Genomic DNA, 16795 nt, shown 5'->3' on the forward strand with positions numbered 1-16795 from the left:
GACAAAACCCCATCGACATTGCCGCTGTCCTGTGGCAAGGCACGGCCGTACAAGCCGCGCGACGGATCGGCTGGATCGCCGAATGGACTCGGACCTTTCCACAAGCGACATGCGCATCCGTTCATCACGCACTGCACCATCGTCACAAACCCTTGCTGGGCAAGGCTCGCAGCGATCCTCTAACGGCCGTTCTCTTTTGCCCGTGTCGTATTTCCGCAAGCGTCTGTCGCAATTAGTCGGCTAGGCGGGGTTTTTTCTGGCAACTATGTAGTCACACTGTGCGGGCCGGCGCCTGCACCACGAGGAGATGGAGTCAATGAAATCCCCAAAGGTCGTGGTCGAAGGTTTATGTAAGGTTTTCGGGCCCAACCCGAAACTGGCTCAGGACATGCTCTCGCGAGGTGCGTCGAAAGACGAGGTCTTCGCCAAAACGGGGCATGTCGTGGGCGTTCACAATGCGTCCTTCGATGTGCAGGAAGGCGAGATTTTCGTGCTAATGGGCCTGTCGGGTTCCGGCAAGTCCACGCTGATCCGTCTCATCAACCGGCTCGTCGAACCGACGGCCGGCAAGGTCATCATCGATGGCCGCGATGTTGCGGCCATCAAGCGATCCGAGTTGACGTCGCTGCGCCGCACCGACATGAGCATGGTGTTCCAGTCGTTCGCGCTGATGCCGCAACGCACGGTGCTGGCGAATGCCGCGTTCGGTCTCGAAGTGGCTGGCATGGGACGCAAGGAGCGCGAGAAGCGCGCGCTCGACGTGCTCGAGCAGGTGGGCCTCGCGACGTTCGCGGGCAAGCTGCCGTCAGAGCTGTCGGGCGGCATGCAGCAGCGCGTGGGTCTTGCGCGTGCGCTTGCCGTGAACCCGTCGCTGATGATCATGGACGAGGCGTTCTCCGCGCTTGATCCGTTGAAGCGCAAGGAAATGCAGAACGTGCTGCTGGAACTGCAAAAGAACCAGCGCCGCACGATCCTGTTCGTGTCGCACGATCTCGAAGAGGCGCTGCGCATCGGCAGCCGCATCGCGATCATGGAGGGCGGCCGCGTGGTGCAGATCGGCTCGCCGCAGGACATCATCGCGAATCCCGCCGACGACTACGTGCGCGCGTTCTTCGAAGGCGTCGATACGAGCCGCTATCTGACGGCGGGCGATCTGATGCAGGCGAACGGCGTGCCCACCGTGCGCGATCTGGATCACGCGAGCGTCGCCGAGTCGCTGAACGGCAGCGCCGAATACGCATTCGTGCTGGATGCGGAGCGGCGCATTCGCGGCTTCGTCACGCGCGATGCGATGAGTAACGGGAGTAACGGAACAGCGTCGCTCAAGAAGATCGAATGCATTTCGCGCGGCGCGCCGCTCGAACATGTTGTGTCGCGCGTGTGCGCGAGCACGACCGCGCTGCCTGTGGTCGACGACGAAGACCGCTATTGCGGTTCCGTCGATCAGGCAGCTGTTCTGAAAGTCATTACGCGCAATCGAGGTGGTGCCCATGTCTGAGATCATTCCACTCGGCCGTTGGGTCGACCAGTCCGTTCACTATCTGCTCGACCACGACGCGAGCACGTTCGATTCGATCGGCAAGGCGATCGAGAGCTTCGCCGCGATGATCGAACATGGCCTGCAGGCTATTCCGATGTGGGCGTTGATGGCGTTCTTCATCGCGATCGGCTTGTGGCGCGTGGGCTGGCGCTTTGCGATATTCGCCACTGCTTCGCTATTGCTGATCTACGCGACAGGCTTCTGGGACCAGACGGTCATCACATTGGGCCTCACGCTGTCGTCGACGCTGATCAGCCTCGTCTTCGGCATTCCGCTCGGCATCTGGGCGGCGAAGAACAAGCATGTGCAGATGGTCGTGCGCCCGATTCTCGACCTGATGCAGACGATGCCTGCCTTCGTCTATCTGATTCCTGCCGCGATGCTGTTCGGCCTTGGTCGCGTGCCTGGCATTCTCTCCACCGTGATCTTCGCGATGCCGCCCGCCGTGCGTCTGACGAGCCTCGGCATCAAGCACGTGAACCGTGAAATCGTCGAAGCAGGGCAGGCGTTCGGCTGCACGCCGTGGCAACTGCTCTACAAGGTGCAGTTCCCGAATGCGCTGCCTTCTATCATGCAGGGCGTGAACCAGACGATCATGATGGCGCTGTCGATGGTGATCATCGCGTCGATGGTGGGGGCTGGCGGTCTCGGCAACGATGTGCTCGCGAGTATTCAGCGCCTCGATATCGGCCTCGGATTCGAAAGCGGTCTGTCCGTCGTGCTGCTCGCCATCATTCTGGACCGCATCACCGAGAGCTTCGGCCGCTCGCCCGGCACGTCCGCCGCGCCGCGCTTCGCCGGTCTGCGCAGCGTGATGCGCGTGCGCCGCGAACAGGCGGTGGTCGCGCAAAGCTGAATCGCTGTCGTATCGATACTGGCGCCAGGTCTCCGGCGCCTGCAATACAACCAATAAGTGATCGTCCCGCGAGAGCCTCAGGGCTCTTGCGGTGGCCGAACACATTTTTTCTTTGTGCATCACGGAGCGCAACGTGACGTCTACCAGGGCCGAAGCGGCGTTGTCGAATCTTGCGCATGTGGGCTTTCTGACGTTGCCCAGTTTTTCGATGATCGCGTTCACGAGCGCGGTCGAGGTGCTGCGAATGGCGAACTATGTGTCGCGCGCGCAGCACTATCGCTGGTCGGTCCTCACGCATGACGGCGTGCCCGTGCGGGCGAGCAACGGCATGATCGTCAAGCCGACGCGCTCGCTCGAAGAAGCGGGCATGCCCGATGTGCTGATCGTCTGCGGCGGCACGCAGATCCGCAACGCCGTGGATGCGAACATCCGAACCCTGCTCGCGGATGTCGCCGCGCAAGGCGTGCCGTTGGGCGGCATCTGCACGGGCGCGTATGCGCTGATGGCGGCGGGGCTGCTCGACGGATATAGCTGCGCAGTGCACTGGGAAGATATGTCGGTGCTGCACAAGGAATATCCGCACGTGCGCTTCGCCGACGAACTGTTCGTGATCGATCGCGACCGCTTGACCTGCACGGGCGGCACTGCGCCGCTCGACCTGATGCTGAATCTCGTCGGCAGCCGCTTTGGACAGAATCTCGCGGCGCAGGTGTCGGAGCAGTTCATTCTCGAACGCATCCGCAGCGCGAGCGATCCGCAGCCGATACCCGTCGATGCGCGCGTCGGCTTCTCGCGCGCCGAGCTGATCGAAGTCGTGCGGCTGATGGAAGCCAATATCGAAGAGCCTCTATCGCTCGAAGAACTTGCGCGGCTCGTGCAGCTGTCGCAACGTCATTTGCAGCGCATGTTCAAGGTTTATCTGAACGTGTCGCCGACTCACTACTACCTGTCGCTGCGTTTGCGGCGCGCGCGCGATCTGCTGCGCACGACGGACGCATCGATTGCGCGCGTGACGGCTGTGTGCGGCTTTCACTCGCCGTGTCATTTCAGCAAAGCCTATCGCGCGCAGTTCGGCCATGCGCCGAGCGTCGAACGGCGTCAGGCGAGCTAACAAGATTATCCCGAGGAGAATGCAATGAAACGCAAGCTGATGATGGCGGCTGCCCTGCTGGGCACGGCCGCCGCGACCGCACACGCCGCCGATCCCGCCGTGTGCCGCAATGTCCGTTTCGCCGACGTCGGCTGGACCGACATCGCCGCGACGACAGGCCTCGCGTCGACGATCTTCCAGGGACTCGGCTACAACCCGACGAAAACGATTGCGTCGGTGCCCATCACGTTCGCTGGCATCAAGAGCAAACAGATCGACGTATTCCTCGGTTACTGGGCGCCGACGATGGACCCGATCATCCAGCCGTTCGTGAAGGCAGGCTCGATCAAGGTACTGGCGACGCCGAATCTGACGGGCGCGAAATACACGCTCGCCGTGCCGGACTATGTGTACAACGGCGGCCTGAAGAACTTCAGCGACATCCAGAAGTACGCGGACAAGCTCGACGGCAAGGTCTACGGCATCGAGCCGGGCAACGACGGCAATGCGTTGATCAAGAAGATGATCGACGGCAACCAGTTCGGGCTCGGCAAGTTCAAGCTGGTCGAGTCGAGCGAGGCGGGCATGCTGGTCGAAGTGAACCGCGCGATTCGCGAGAAGAAGTGGATCGTGTTCCTCGGCTGGGAACCGCATCCGATGAACGTGCAGATGAAGATCGATTATCTTGCCGGCGGCGACGACGTATTCGGGCCGAACTACGGCGAGGCGAAAGTCTTCACGGCCACGCCGCCCGACTATGCGCAGCGTTGCCCGAATGCGGCGAAGCTCGTGTCGAACCTGCAGTTCACGACGTCGATCGAGAATCACGTGATGGTCCCGATCATGAACAAGGAAGATGCGAACAAGGCCGCGCTGGCGTGGCTGAAGTCCAATCCGCAAGCGCTGGACAAGTGGCTCGCGGGCGTGCAGACGATCGATGGGAAAGATGGGTTGCCGGCTGTGAAGGCTTATATCGCGGCGCATTGAGTTTCAGCGCTGTTGCACTCCGGCGTGCTGCGATTCACGCCGGAGCGCGGTCGAACCAGGCTTCACGCCCTGATCGCGAACGCCTTCACATACGCCTCATCGGCAATGCCGTTCCATTCGCGGCCATCGATCAATAGCGAATTCCGCGCTTGTGCGTGCACCGTCACGCCAACATTCATCGCTGCCCGCCGATAGAGGTCGGTCTGATTGACCTCGCTCGCAATCCGCGCAAAATCGCCGCGCCAGTCCGTCATTCGCCAGCGCGCGAATTGCGTAAAGAACCACGCGCCCTCTGACGGATGCGGATAATTCACCGTACCGTCTTCGAAGAACTGCACCGGGCGGCGCCTTGCATTCGAACCCGCGTTGAGCAAACGCGGCGTGATCGAACCAGCAGGCACACCGACAAACTCATCGGCAGCGAGCCAGCGCGCGATCTCCACGCGATGCTCGTCATCGTCGAGCCAGCGGCACGCTTCGAGCATCGTTTGCACGAGCGCACGCGCAGTGTTCGGATAGCGCGTGACGAAATCGCGCCGGCTCGCGAGCACTTTCTCCGGATGATCGGGCCACACTTCGCTCGTCGCCGCAATCGTGCTGCCGACGCCTCGCTCCTGCGCAACGGCATTCCACGGCTCGCCGACACACAGCCCGTCGAGCCGGTCCTGCGCGAGCGCATCGACCATCTGCGGCGGCGGGATGACCACGCTCTCGATATCGCGCAACGGATGCACGCCTTGCGACGCGAGCCAGTAATACAGCCACATCGCGTGCGTGCCTGTCGGGAAGGTCTGCGCGAAAACGGGCTTGCGGCCGAGCGTCGCGAGCGCGGCGGGCAATGTCTTGTGTTCGTCGAGCGCAGCGGCGAGACGCTTCGATACCGTGATCCCCTGGCCGTTGCGGTTGAGCACCATCAGCACGGCCATATCGGTTTGCGGTCCGCCGAGGCCGAGTTGCACGCCATACACGAGGCCGTAGAGCGTATGCGCGGCATCGAGATCGCCGGACAGCAGCTTGTCGCGGATCGCGGCCCACGACGGCTGCTTGAGCAGTTCGATCGTGAGACCGTGCGCGTGGCCGAATTCGAGCAGCTTCGCGGCGACGAGCGGCGCGGCATCGCTGAGCGCGACGAAGCCCAGGCGCAAGTGAGTTTTCTCGAGCTTGCCCGATTCGTCGGAGGAGGGGATGTGTGCGGAGGTGTTCATGGGCAGCGCTTCAATCTGGCGAGCCGGCTGCGGCGACGATCTGGCGCGCGACTTCGACGAGCTTCACGCCCTGATTCATCGCGCGCTTGCGCATCGTCGCATAGGCGGCGTTTTCGGTCATCTTCTGCGAGTCCATCAGCAGGCGTTTCGCGCGGTCGATCAGCTTGCGCTCGGCGAGTTCGTTCTCGGCCTGCGCGAGCCGCTCGCGCAGTTGCGACTCCTGCGCGAAGCGCGCGAGCGCGACTTCGAGTATCGGCGCGAGACGTTGCGTCTCGAGCCCTTCGACAAGATAAGCGGTGACGCCCGCGCGGACGGCATCGCGTATCAGCTGCTGATTTGCGTCGTTGCTGAACATCAGCACGGGGCGCGGTGCCGTCTCGTTCATTACGGCAAGCTGTTCGAGCGTGTCGCGCGACGGCGATTCCGTGTCGATGATGATGACGTCCGGCCGTTCGCTTTCGACGGTCTTGTGCAGCGCTTGCGGCGAGGCCGTGGTGGCGAGCATGTCATAGCCGAGCTGCGCGAGCACGTCGCGCAACTCGCCGATCGGCTTGTCGGTGTCGGTTACGAGCAAAACGCGCAGCATGGATGGCACGGCATCGAGTGGTGTGGTTCTAGCGGGTTCATTGCGTCGGATGGCGGGGTTCTGCCTACGCTTTCAACTGGCGACAGCAGCAGTCTCGCACATTCGCTTCAGTTCCGGCACACACGACCCGCACACCGTGCCGCAACCGAGCGCCGCTTTCAGCTCGGGCACCGTCGCGCCGTGCGCGATCGCCTCGTTGATGCGCGATTCCTTCACCTGCTTGCAACTGCACACGACGCGATCGCGCGGCGCCGCATGCTGGCGTTGCACGGAGAACGCGGCGAAGCGCGGGCCGAGCCAAGGCTGCGCGTCGCGCAGTTGCTCCATCAGCGTGTCGCCGTTCGCGATATCGCCCGCGAGCACGAAGCCGTCGATCACGTTGTCGCGCCAAATCACGCGTTTGTCCGTTTGACGCCGCGCATCGCGGTACTCGAGCGTGTCGTCGCCCTTGGGCAGATCGAGCGCCGCGTAGATGCGTTCGAGCCAGCCTTGCGGCGCTTCTGCGTGAGCGGCGCGCAGCACGATAAGATCGCCTTCCTCGAATGACACGGATGCATACGCGCATTCCACGAGCAGCGGCTGCACGGCCGCGTGCATCGCGAGCGTGTCGCCGCGGCGCGCGGCGAGCACGCGCCAGGGCAGTTCGGCGCGTTCGATGCGCACGGCCGCGTGCTTCAGTTCAGGCTGCTTCGAATGCGGATCGACGGCGCCGTGCGTCGTTTCGTTGATGCCGCCGCTGGCGAGGAACTGGCCGTTCCAGTGCATCGGCGCGTAGACGGTGCCCGACGGCACGTCGGCGGAAAGCTGCAACGGCAGCACGAGCGAGCCGCGCCGGCTCGCGATGCGCACGAGGTCGCCTTCATTCAGGCCGCGCCGCGTGGCGTCCGCGCGTTGCATCGTGAGCGCGGGTTCCGGCGCATGCGAGAACAGCTTGCCGACGCGTCCCGTTCGGCTCATGCCGTGCCACTGGTCGCGCAGCCGGCCCGTGGTCAGGCGGAACGGATAGCGCGCGTTGACGGCATCGGCGACGCCCAGATAAGGCGTCGCGTGAAAGCGCGCCTTGCCGTCGCCGGTCGCGAACACGCCGTCCGTGTAGCGGCGCGTTTCGCCTTCTTTTGCATCGGCGCGATAGGGCCATTGCTGCGGGCCCGCTTCGTCGAGCAGCGCGTAGCTGATGCCCGTGATGTCGAGATCGCGGCCTCGCGTCAGCGTCCGATGTTCATCGAAAATCGCTTGCGTCGATGCATAGCCGAATAGCGTCGAGCCCGCATTCGCGATGCGCTTTTCGAGGCGCTGCGCGATTTCGTTGGCGATCCACCAGTCGGGCTTCGCGTCGCCGGCGGGCTCGATGGCGGCGCGCACGCGCGAAATCCGGCGCTCCGAATTCGTGACCGTGCCGGACTTCTCGCCCCACGTCGCGGCGGGCAGCACGACGTCCGCGAACGGAACGGTGTCCGTCTGCATGAAGGCTTCCTGAACGACGACGAATTCCGCTTTCCTCAATGCCTCGCGCACCTTCGTGATGTCGGGCATCGAATGAGCGGGGTTCGTGCACGCGATCCACACGGCCTTGATCTTGCCGCTGCGCATCGACTCGAACATCTCGACGGCGGGCAGGCCCGGTCGATCGGACAGACGCGCGGCGTCGGCGAGTCCCCAGAGCTTCGCCACTTCGTCGCGATGCGCCGCGTTGCCGATGTCGCGATGCGCAGCCAGCATCGTCGCCATGCCGCCGACTTCGCGCCCGCCCATCGCATTCGGCTGACCTGTCAGCGAAAACGGGCCCGCGCCGCGTTTGCCGATCTGTTGTGTCGCGAGGTGCAGATTGATCAGCGCGAGATTCTTGTCGGTGCCGTGGCTCGACTGGTTCAGGCCCATGCAGTAGAGCGACAGCGCGGCATCGCTCGCGCCGAACCACTCGGCTGCCTGCATCAGATCGTGCTCCGCGATGCCGCACAACTCGGCCGCCGCGCGCGGCGTGAACTCGCGCACGAGACGCTTCAACGCATCGAAGCCTTCCGTGTGGCGCTCGATATAGTCGCGATCGATCAGCCCTTCCCAGATCAGGTGATGCAGCATGCCGTTGAAGAGCGCGACGTCAGTGCCGGGCTGGATCTGCAGATGCAGGTCGGCCATCGACGCCGTATCGGTGCGGCGCGGATCGACGACGATCCAGCGTATCGCAGGGTTCTTCGCCTTCGCTTCTTCGAGCCGTCGAAACAGCACGGGATGCGCCCACGCCATGTTGCTGCCCGCGAACAGCACGGTCTGCGCATGTTCGAGATCGTCGTAGCAGGTGGGCGGGCCGTCCGCGCCGAGCGCCATCTTGTACGCGGCGACAGCGCTCGACATGCACAGCCGCGAATTCGTATCGATGTTGTTCGTGCCGATCAAGCCCTTCGCGAGCTTGTTGAACACGTAATAGTCTTCCGTCAGCAACTGGCCCGACACATAGAACGCGACGGCGTCCGGTCCGTGGCGTTCGATTACGTCGACAAAGCGCGCGGCGACGTGATCGAGCGCGTCGCTCCATTCGACGGGGCGGCGTTGTTCCGCGCGATGGACGCGCATTTCAGGGCGCAGTGCGCGGCCCGTAAGGCTCTGCGCCGTCGACGCGAGCGCGAGCCCCTTGCTGCACAGCCGGCCGAAATTCGCGGGATGCTCGGGGTCGCCCTGAACGTCCGTGATTCGCCCGTTCTCCGCTTCGATCAGCACGCCACAGCCGACGCCGCAATAGCAGCAGGTGGATCGGGTAACGGTTTTCATCGTGACTCCATGTTGCCGCGACGACACTTAGTCAAGGGCCAGCCACACCGCGCCGTCGCTGTCGACGCGCACGGGGAAATGACGGGCGCAGCCTTCGTCGGGCGCTTTCGCGGTGCCGCTCGCGAGATCGATATTCCACGCGTGCAGCGGGCACGTGACCGTCTCGCCGTGCACGATGCCTTGCGACAGCGCGCCGCCCTTGTGTGGGCAATGGTCGAGCAGCGCGAACACGTTGTCGGCGGCTGTGCGGAAGATCGCGACGTTGCCGCCGTCGCGTTCGAGCACGCGGCTGCCCAGGCGCGGAATATCGGCGACGTCGCACACGCGCGTCCAGGAGTGAGTGACCTGCATGTCCATGGGTTTGTCCTTTGCGTTGTGCTGTTTCGCGCTTCAGGCGACGACCTTGAGCGGAATGTATTCGTGCTTCTGCTTGCCGCCGATGCGCGCTTCCCACGGATCGGGCAAGCCTTCGAGCGAATAGAGCAGCCGCTCGTACAGTGCCTTGCGATTCGCCGCGTCATCGACCACTTTCTGCTTCACGTAGTCGAGGCCGACGCGCGCGATGTAATGCACGGTGCGGTCGAGGTAATACGCTTCCTCGCGATACAGCTGCAGGAACGCGCCCGTGTATTCCTTCACTTCGTCGGCCGTCTTCACCTTCGCGAGGAACTGCGCGACTTCCGTCTTGATGCCGCCGTTGCCGCCCACGTACAGTTCCCAGCCGCTGTCGACGGCGATCACGCCGACGTCCTTGATGCCCGCTTCCGCGCAGTTGCGCGGACAGCCGGATACGGCGAGCTTCACCTTGTGCGGCGACCACATGTTCGCGAGCATCGTTTCCAGATCGATGCCCATCTGCGTGCTGTTCTGCGTGCCGAAGCGGCAGAACTCGCTGCCCACGCATGTCTTCACGGTGCGGATCGACTTGCCGTACGCATGGCCCGACTTCATGCCGAGGTCTTTCCACACGTTCGGCAGGTCTTCCTTCTTCACGCCGAGCAGATCGATGCGCTGGCCGCCCGTCACCTTGACCATCGGCACGTTGTATTTGTCCGCGACATCGGCGATGCGGCGCAACTCCGCCGGATTCGTCACGCCGCCCTTCATCTGCGGGATGACGGAGAAGGTGTTGTCCTTCTGGATGTTCGCGTGCACACGTTCGTTGACGAAGCGGCTTTGCGGATCGTCGACGGCTTCGCGCGGCCAGGTCGACAGCAGGTAATAGTTGATCGCCGGGCGGCACGTCGCGCAGCCGTTCGGCGTGCGCCATTCGAGGAAGTCGTACACGTCGCGATGCGTGAGCAGATGCTGGTCGCGGATCGCCTTGCGCACTTCGCCGTGGTTGCGATCCGTGCACGCACAAATGGCCTTGGTTTTAGGGGTTTCCTGAAAGTCGGAGCCGACGGTGCTCATCAGAATCTGCTCGACGAGACCCGTGCACGAGCCGCACGAGCTTGCGGCCTTCGTGTGCTTCTTCACGTCGTCGATAGTGAAGAGGCCTTTTTCCGTGATCGCCTTGACGATCGTGCCCTTGCATACGCCGTTGCAGCCGCATACTTCGTCGCTGTCGGCCATCGCGGCGGCGCGGCTTTGGCCTTGCACGCCCGCATCGCCGACGCTCGATTCGCCGAACATGATGTGATCGCGCAGCTCGCCGAGCTTGCGGCCTTCGCGCAGCAGCTTGAAGTACCATGCGCCGTCGGCGGTATCGCCATAGAGGCACGCGCCCACCAGTTGATCGTCTTTGATCACGAGCTTCTTGTAGACGCCGCCTGACGGGTCCGACAGCACGATTTCTTCCGTGCCGTCGGCGCCCATAAAGTCGCCTGCCGAGAAGAGATCGATGCCCGTCACCTTGAGCTTGGTCGACATCACCGAGCCCTTGTAGCTGCCGATGCCCATCAGCGCGAGGTGATTTGCGCACACCTTCGCCTGCTCGAAGAGGGGCGCGACGAGACCGTACGCGATGCCGCGATGGCTCACGCATTCGCCGACGGCATAGATGCGCGGATCGTACGTTTGCAGAGCATCGCTCACGACGATGCCACGATTGCAATAGAGGCCCGCCGCTTCCGCGAGTGCCGTGTTCGGACGAATGCCCGCTGCCATCACGACGAGATCGGTCGCGAGCGTATCGCCGTTCCTGAAGCGCACACCCGACACTTCGCCCGCATCGTTGCCGATGATTTCCGTCGTTGCCGTGCTCAACAGGAAGTTCAGGCCGCGCGCTTCAAGCGAGCGTTGCAGCAGCTTGCCCGCCGTCGCGTCGAGCTGACGTTCGAGCAGCGTGTCGGCGAGATGCACGACGGTCACGTCCATGCCGCGCAGCTTCAGGCCGTTCGCCGCCTCGAGTCCGAGCAGCCCGCCGCCGATCACGACCGCGCGCTTTTTCACGGCGGCCGTATCGATCATCGCTTGCGTGTCGTAGATGTCGCGATACGTGATCACGCCTTTGAGCGTGTTGCCGGGGATGGGCAGGATGAAGGGCGTCGAGCCCGTCGCGATCAGCAGGCGGTCATAGTGCGCCTCGGTGCCGTCGCTCGCGACGACCTTGCGGCGCACGCGGTCGATGCGCTCGATGGTCTTGCCCATGTGCAGCGCGATGTCGTTCTCTTCGTACCATTCGAGCGGATTGAGAACGATATCGTTGAAGGTCTGTTCGCCTGCGAGCACGGGCGACAGAAGAATGCGGTTGTAGTTCGGATGCGGCTCGGCGCCGAAGACAGTGATGTCGTAATGGTCGGGCGCGATCGTCAGCAACTCTTCGAGCGTGCGGATGCCGGCCATGCCATTGCCGATGACGACGAGTCGGGGTTTGCTCATGATCGATGTTCTGTCGTGGATCGCGCCGGGGTGCGTTGCCCGATGCGACGAACGTCGAACGTCATTGCCCGACCGATGATGGCTCTCTACGGCTCTCTGTTCCCTCGCGCGATGCAGCGCGCGGAAGAGTGCCGCGTTGCCAGATTCCTGCGTGGCCGCGTTTTCCCATCGCCGCCACTCGTGCCGCCTTGCGCCCTTGCAAGGAGCGCTCATCTCTTCGCAACTTGCATGCCATCAGGCAGCAATCGCTGCGAGGCTTGTGGAACAAGGCTTCGCCGGAAGGTCGGCGAGTTCCTGTATTGCACCGCAGCAGTGCGCGGCTCCGTGTGCTGCACACATTTAGCGCGAGGAGGCGCGCTGACGGCGCGTGCATTGAGTTGCGTGGGCGTCGTTGTTTCGCGCGCGAAGTGAAGCGCTATCGCGGCCCGAGCCAACGCCCGTAGCTGCGCGGCGAGAACGCGAAGGTCAGTGCGATCATCGCGACGATGCATATCGCGAGCATGATCCACGCGGCGGCGAAGCTGCCCGTCAGATCGCGCAGACGCCCCGCGATCACGGGCGAAATCGCCGCGACAATAAAGCCGATGCCCTGCACGAACGCGACGAGCCGCCCGGCGATGCGGTGGTCGTCGGCGTGATCGAGGGCGGTCACGAGCGTCAGCGAGAACGTCCCGCCGAGGCCCGCGCCGGCGATTGCGATCCACGCGAGCGGCGCATCGTCGGGAAACGCGAGCAAGCCGACGACGCCGAGCAGCTGTGCGGACAGACCCGCGATGAGCCAGGGCCGGCGATCGCGGAACGACGAAGCGGCGAGCGGCAGCAGCAACGCGGACGCGGCCTGGAAGACGGTCATCGCCGCGAGCAGCGAGCCGCTGTGCGCGACGCTCGCGCCGCGCTGCTGATAGTACGCGGGCAGCCACGCGACGAGCGTCGTATAGCCGCCGTTGACGAAGCCGAAGTGCAGCCCGAGTGACCACGCGCGGCGCTTCCGCCATATCGCGACGTGTGACGCGCGCGGCAGCGGATTCGCGGCCCGACCGGCGCACGCGCCGCCCGACGAGGACGCCGAACGATGCAGCGCGAGCCAGCATGCGCATGCGAGCGCGGCGGGCGCGGCCCAGGCGGCGAGGCCCGCGTGCCACGAATCGAAGGCTCGCGCGACGTAGGGGCTCAAGCTCGCGCCGAGCCCGCCGCCGCCCATGATCGATGCGGAGAACAGGCCCATCGCGAGCGGCACGCGCGCGTGAAAGCGCTGCTTCATCACGCCGGGCAGCAGCGCCTGAACGGCCGCGACGCCGATGCCGGCGAACAGCGCCGTCGTCAGCAAGGCGGTGCCGCTCGATGCGGCAACGCGCGCGCCGCACGCGAGCGCGATGCCCAGCAGCCCCAGCGCGACGCCGCGCGTCTCGCCGACGACGCGCGTGAGCATGCCCGCGCCGAGCGCGCCGAACCCCATCGCGACGACGGGCAGGCTCGTCAACAGCGATGCGCCGGAAAAGCTCAGGCCCGTGGAGGCGCGAATCGTCGCCATCAACGGACTGACCGACGTCAGCAGCGGGCGCAGATTGAGGCCGATCGCAACGATCGTGGCAAGCCAGATGCCGTCGTTCCACGATAGGCGGGTGGCTGTCTTCGGACGAGAGATCTGCGTGGTGTCGATGCCGGGAGTCTGGTTCACTGGAATGGCTTGCGGGAGAAGCGTGGATTTTGGTCAACCATAGTAACGTAAAATGGTTAACCAGTTTTTCGTGAACCGGTATGGCCGGTATTTGCACGGGCATCGTCGAATGCTGGATGCAGGCACGCCCGCCGATGGCTACAATACGGCCGCTTCAGGCGCTTTTTTTCTGCCGCCGTCTGTGCCGCTCGTTGCCTGGCTACGTCCGATCACCTCACATCACCATGGCCTCACGTCCGAAAACTCCGCCACCCGCCGCCGACGACGACAACGTCGAGGAGCGCATCTACGCGTCGATCACGAAGGCGCTGCTCGAAGGCCGTCTGCGCCCGGGGGCGCAGCTCGTCGAGCGCGATCTCGCCGCCGCGTTCGGCTGCACGCGCGGCGCGCTGCGCAAGGTGCTCGCGCGGCTCGGGTTCGAAGGCAAGCTGGTGCTCGAAGCGAATCGCGGCGCGTTCGTGCCGTCGCCGTCGGAGGACGACGTGCGGCAGGTCTACCGCGCGCGGCAGATCGTCGAGGCGGGCATCGTCACGTCGCTATGCGGCGCGTTGTCGGCGCAGGACAGGCGTCTGCTGAAGGCGCATGTCGCGAGCGAGAAGAAGGTCTTGAAGCAAGGGCGCGTGGACGAGCAGGTGCGCCTCGCCGGGCAGTTTCATGTGCTGCTCACGCAGATCGCGGGCGGCGCGGACTTGCAGGGCTTTGTCGCGCAACTCGTTGCGAAGACCGAGTTGTACAAGGCGCTCTTCGATCCGTCGAAGGGCACGACCTGTTCCGCCGATGAGCATGCGCAGCTAGTCGAAGCGCTTGATAGCGGCGATCTGCCCGCCGCGCTCGAAGCGATGCGCGTGCATCTCGCGGAACTGGAAGAGCGTGTCGTGACGCGCATGCAGACGAGCGCGAGCGACGATGTGAGCGCCGTATTCGGCGCGTGAGACGGGCGGGGTGGGTTGCGCGCGATGCGTCGCCTGTATTGCCAGCGCGTTGGCAGCGCGTGGCGCATCGTCGACGCACCATGCACGCGCATGCATCGTGCGCCAAAGAGTTGTCAGCGTCCGGCCATTTCAGGCGCGGGCGCGCGTGGTCAGTGTGTGGAAGCGGTGAGAGAGGGCGTCAGCGGCGGCGCATGGGCGCGCTACGCGGTGCGCTGCTGCGCTCGTCCTTGTGACGGAAGTTGATGCGCCCTTTGGTCAGGTCGTAGACCGATAGCTCGAGCGTCACGCGGTCGCCCGCGAGGATACGGATGTGATTCTTGCGCATGCGGCCCGACGCATACGCGCCCACGACGACGCCGTTATCCAGCGTTACGCGATAGTGGCTGTCAGGCAGCACTTCGTCGACGATGCCGTCCAGTTCAATGAGGTCTTCTTTCGCCATGCAAACTCCTGGTCGATGAGGGAAAGGTGCCGCGCGCGGCGCGCAGCGTGTCTTGCGCGGCAGCCCGTGCGCTGTCGCGGTGATGCGTGTGAAGCAGGCGAAACGCGCCCTGGTTGGCGCGCGTGCGTCAAAGGTCGGAAACGGATTGACCGTCGACCTGACCGTCGATCACCTGCGCCGCATGTTCCATGCAGGCCATGCGTGCCTTGCCCGCGCCTTCGAACGGCCGGAACTGCGCGATGCGGAACACGCGGCCTTCGTCGGCGGCACTCGCGCCGACGCGGCAGATGCGTACCGACGCGTCGTACCCGCCGTCGATCGAATTGCGATTAGTCACGCCGCTCGCCGTGCGGCGCGGATAGACGAGCGGATGAATTTCATAGCCCTTGTAGGTCTTGACCATATGCGTACTCCTGTCGTGCGGGCTGCCGGCGCGCGCAACGGTCGAGCGATGCGCGGCGAGCGGGACAGCCGGCGGCGCGGCAATATGAGCGCGCCGCAATGGAAAAATGTTGGCGTGAGCCGTAAGCACTGGCTCGAACGCAGCCGCGATACACGCGGAACCATGGAGAACACTACGTTGATGCCGCGAAGGCACCCGACGCATGACGAATGTCACCCTGTTGGTATTGGCGCGTAGCGCGTTGCCGGAGTGACGGGGATCGCCGACACCTGCCGCCTGTTTTTGTTGCGGTGGCTGAACGGCTGTGATGTAACGCGATTGGTTCAACGACTCGTGCAACCTGGCGCAACGCGATGAAGACGTTGAAACAGCATTGAAGCGCTGCGATCAGGAAGGTGCCAGACGATGCCAGCAGCAAACTGCAATGCACATATTATGCCCTAAAAGCAGGCCTCTGTGTAGCGCAGGCTTCGTTATACCGGCATGTGCCGGGAGAAACGGATCGAAAAGCAGTCAATGCGCACGTGATGAAAGGGCTCATTCCGCGCTTTGCGTCGTGCGCTTTTGCAGCTCGCGCGTCGCGGCGAGGGGAATGCGTGCGTCATCCCATTTCGCGAGCCATTCGACTTCCTTCGATGTGAAGATCTGGCCATGATTGCGCAGCGCATATTGCAGCGAATCGATGATGTGGTTGCGGATGATCTCGGGCGTGCGTGCATCGTCGAGCACGGTACGAAACGCTTCGAGCGTAGCCATCGGGTTGCCTCTTGTCGGTGAACGCTTGTGAAAGACCCGATCCTTATCGCATGTCAAAAAGCGCGGTGCCACGCGGTCAAAATTCGCGCGCGTGTTCATGACACGCGGTTCACGCATATCCGACGCGATACAGGGGACACGCGACGATACATCCATGAGATGTTGGGTACGACCCTTGAAGGCGTGCCGCTCGATCGTCGATCAAATCCCTGGAACGAAGTCCGACACTTCAAGCTCGAAACCTGCGGCCCAAAGACTCACACTCAGGCCAGATAAACCTGAAGCCCAGGCGACACGAGGCACTTCATGACATTCAGAACGATTGCGCCCCTCGCGCTATGGACGGTCGCTCAACTTTCGGTTGCGGCGACGGGCGATGCGTCGTGCGGCGTGCTGTCGGGCGCGAGCGGCGGCGCGGCCGCGTCCGGCGCATCGAGCGTCGCGACCGGGAGCGGCTTTGCGTTGCGCGACGGCGAGCCCGTCGATTTCATCGCAGGCGGCAAGACGGTGCGCGGCACGCTGCACGTGGCGTCGGATGGCGGCGTGTATCGCGCGTACTGGCAGCCGCAAGGCCGCCCCGAGCGCTACGTGCTCGCGAATGCGGGCACGGACGCCGTGCGCCTGATCGCGATGCCGGTGCAAGGCACGCCTGCCACGAACGGCATGCCCGGTACGACGGTCAATGCGCAGCAGGTGTTGTCGTGCCCGGCCTTATGAGCTTCGCGGGGCCT

The 16795-nt window shown here is 64.1% G+C and carries 15 protein-coding genes; 6 read left to right on the forward strand and 9 right to left on the reverse strand.

Features of this window, described 5'->3' with window-relative positions; all coding sequences use genetic code 11:
- The first annotated feature begins 316 nt into the window (after positions 1–316).
- From BMW76_RS10240 to BMW76_RS10255, 4 genes are all read left to right on the forward strand, one after another.
- Positions 317–1498 carry a quaternary amine ABC transporter ATP-binding protein gene (locus BMW76_RS10240; protein WP_090865029.1) on the forward strand — a complete coding sequence of 394 codons (1182 nt, stop codon included), beginning with the start codon at positions 317–319 and terminating at the stop codon, positions 1496–1498.
- The gene (gene choW / locus BMW76_RS10245) at positions 1491–2396 is read left to right on the forward strand and encodes a choline ABC transporter permease subunit (protein WP_090865030.1); all 906 of its coding nucleotides are present in this window, start codon (positions 1491–1493) and stop codon (positions 2394–2396) included. The genes BMW76_RS10240 and choW overlap by 8 nt, the downstream gene beginning before the upstream one ends.
- A gap of 133 nt (positions 2397–2529) precedes the next feature.
- Positions 2530–3507 carry a GlxA family transcriptional regulator gene (locus BMW76_RS10250; RefSeq protein WP_177200351.1) on the forward strand — a complete coding sequence of 326 codons (978 nt, stop codon included), beginning with the start codon at positions 2530–2532 and terminating at the stop codon, positions 3505–3507.
- Between the two features lie 24 nt (positions 3508–3531).
- Positions 3532–4473, forward strand: coding sequence for a choline ABC transporter substrate-binding protein (locus tag BMW76_RS10255; protein ID WP_090865031.1), 942 nt, complete (start codon positions 3532–3534; stop codon positions 4471–4473).
- Positions 4474–4535: 62 nt separating this feature from the next.
- On the opposite strand, the gene BMW76_RS10260 is transcribed toward BMW76_RS10255, so the two are convergent.
- The 6 genes from BMW76_RS10260 to BMW76_RS10285 form a co-directional block, all read right to left on the reverse strand.
- Entirely contained in the window at positions 4536–5678 is a 1143-nt protein-coding gene (locus BMW76_RS10260) for a CmpA/NrtA family ABC transporter substrate-binding protein (protein ID WP_090865032.1), read from the reverse strand.
- Between the two features lie 10 nt (positions 5679–5688).
- The gene (locus BMW76_RS10265) at positions 5689–6264 is read right to left on the reverse strand and encodes an ANTAR domain-containing response regulator (RefSeq protein WP_090865033.1); all 576 of its coding nucleotides are present in this window, start codon (positions 6262–6264) and stop codon (positions 5689–5691) included.
- 72 nt (positions 6265–6336) lie between these two features.
- Complete coding sequence (locus tag BMW76_RS10270; RefSeq protein ID WP_090865034.1) at positions 6337–9030, reverse strand: nitrate reductase; 2694 nt, start codon at positions 9028–9030, stop codon at positions 6337–6339.
- A 27-nt stretch (positions 9031–9057) separates the two neighbouring features.
- On the reverse strand, positions 9058–9387 hold the full coding sequence (gene nirD, locus BMW76_RS10275) for a nitrite reductase small subunit NirD (protein ID WP_090865035.1): 330 nt from the start codon (positions 9385–9387) through the stop codon (positions 9058–9060).
- A gap of 33 nt (positions 9388–9420) precedes the next feature.
- Positions 9421–11853 carry a nitrite reductase large subunit NirB gene (gene nirB, locus BMW76_RS10280; RefSeq protein ID WP_090865036.1) on the reverse strand — a complete coding sequence of 811 codons (2433 nt, stop codon included), beginning with the start codon at positions 11851–11853 and terminating at the stop codon, positions 9421–9423.
- A 415-nt stretch (positions 11854–12268) separates the two neighbouring features.
- Positions 12269–13531 carry a cyanate transporter gene (locus BMW76_RS10285; RefSeq protein WP_090865037.1) on the reverse strand — a complete coding sequence of 421 codons (1263 nt, stop codon included), beginning with the start codon at positions 13529–13531 and terminating at the stop codon, positions 12269–12271.
- Positions 13532–13755: 224 nt separating this feature from the next.
- Between BMW76_RS10285 and BMW76_RS10290 the strand changes: the two genes are divergently transcribed.
- Complete coding sequence (locus BMW76_RS10290; RefSeq protein ID WP_090865038.1) at positions 13756–14463, forward strand: GntR family transcriptional regulator; 708 nt, start codon at positions 13756–13758, stop codon at positions 14461–14463.
- 178 nt (positions 14464–14641) lie between these two features.
- Here the strand turns inward: BMW76_RS10290 and infA are convergent, their stop codons facing one another.
- The 3 genes from infA to BMW76_RS10305 form a co-directional block, all read right to left on the reverse strand.
- The gene (infA, locus tag BMW76_RS10295; protein WP_090865039.1) at positions 14642–14905 is read right to left on the reverse strand and encodes a translation initiation factor IF-1; all 264 of its coding nucleotides are present in this window, start codon (positions 14903–14905) and stop codon (positions 14642–14644) included.
- A gap of 127 nt (positions 14906–15032) precedes the next feature.
- Positions 15033–15308, reverse strand: a complete 276-nt coding sequence (locus BMW76_RS10300; protein WP_090865040.1) for a hypothetical protein — start codon at positions 15306–15308, stop codon at positions 15033–15035.
- A 537-nt stretch (positions 15309–15845) separates the two neighbouring features.
- The gene (locus BMW76_RS10305; protein ID WP_090865220.1) at positions 15846–16064 is read right to left on the reverse strand and encodes a hypothetical protein; all 219 of its coding nucleotides are present in this window, start codon (positions 16062–16064) and stop codon (positions 15846–15848) included.
- A 306-nt stretch (positions 16065–16370) separates the two neighbouring features.
- On the opposite strand from BMW76_RS10305, the gene BMW76_RS10310 reads away from it, so the two are divergent.
- Positions 16371–16781, forward strand: coding sequence for a hypothetical protein (locus tag BMW76_RS10310; protein WP_090865041.1), 411 nt, complete (start codon positions 16371–16373; stop codon positions 16779–16781).
- Positions 16782–16795: the final 14 nt, after the last annotated feature.

Origin of the sequence: Paraburkholderia diazotrophica (assembly GCF_900108945.1) — a bacterium.
In the GTDB taxonomy this organism is placed as follows: Bacteria; Pseudomonadota; Gammaproteobacteria; order Burkholderiales; family Burkholderiaceae; genus Paraburkholderia; species Paraburkholderia diazotrophica.

Excerpts from the sequence above, each read along its gene's own strand:
- BMW76_RS10270 (WP_090865034.1), bottom strand. The coding sequence starts at position 9,030 with ATGAAAACCGTTACCCGATCCACCTGCTGCTATTGCGGCGTCGGCTGT.
- BMW76_RS10300 (WP_090865040.1), bottom strand. The coding sequence starts at position 15,308 with ATGGTCAAGACCTACAAGGGCTATGAAATTCATCCGCTCGTCTATCCG.
- BMW76_RS10240 (WP_090865029.1), top strand. The coding sequence starts at position 317 with ATGAAATCCCCAAAGGTCGTGGTCGAAGGTTTATGTAAGGTTTTCGGG.
- nirD (WP_090865035.1), bottom strand. The coding sequence starts at position 9,387 with ATGGACATGCAGGTCACTCACTCCTGGACGCGCGTGTGCGACGTCGCC.
- BMW76_RS10305 (WP_090865220.1), bottom strand. The coding sequence starts at position 16,064 with ATGGCTACGCTCGAAGCGTTTCGTACCGTGCTCGACGATGCACGCACG.
- nirB (WP_090865036.1), bottom strand. The coding sequence starts at position 11,853 with ATGAGCAAACCCCGACTCGTCGTCATCGGCAATGGCATGGCCGGCATC.
- infA (WP_090865039.1), bottom strand. The coding sequence starts at position 14,905 with ATGGCGAAAGAAGACCTCATTGAACTGGACGGCATCGTCGACGAAGTG.
- BMW76_RS10290 (WP_090865038.1), top strand. The coding sequence starts at position 13,756 with ATGGCCTCACGTCCGAAAACTCCGCCACCCGCCGCCGACGACGACAAC.
- BMW76_RS10255 (WP_090865031.1), top strand. The coding sequence starts at position 3,532 with ATGAAACGCAAGCTGATGATGGCGGCTGCCCTGCTGGGCACGGCCGCC.
- BMW76_RS10265 (WP_090865033.1), bottom strand. The coding sequence starts at position 6,264 with ATGCTGCGCGTTTTGCTCGTAACCGACACCGACAAGCCGATCGGCGAG.
- BMW76_RS10310 (WP_090865041.1), top strand. The coding sequence starts at position 16,371 with ATGACATTCAGAACGATTGCGCCCCTCGCGCTATGGACGGTCGCTCAA.
- choW (WP_090865030.1), top strand. The coding sequence starts at position 1,491 with ATGTCTGAGATCATTCCACTCGGCCGTTGGGTCGACCAGTCCGTTCAC.
- BMW76_RS10260 (WP_090865032.1), bottom strand. The coding sequence starts at position 5,678 with ATGAACACCTCCGCACACATCCCCTCCTCCGACGAATCGGGCAAGCTC.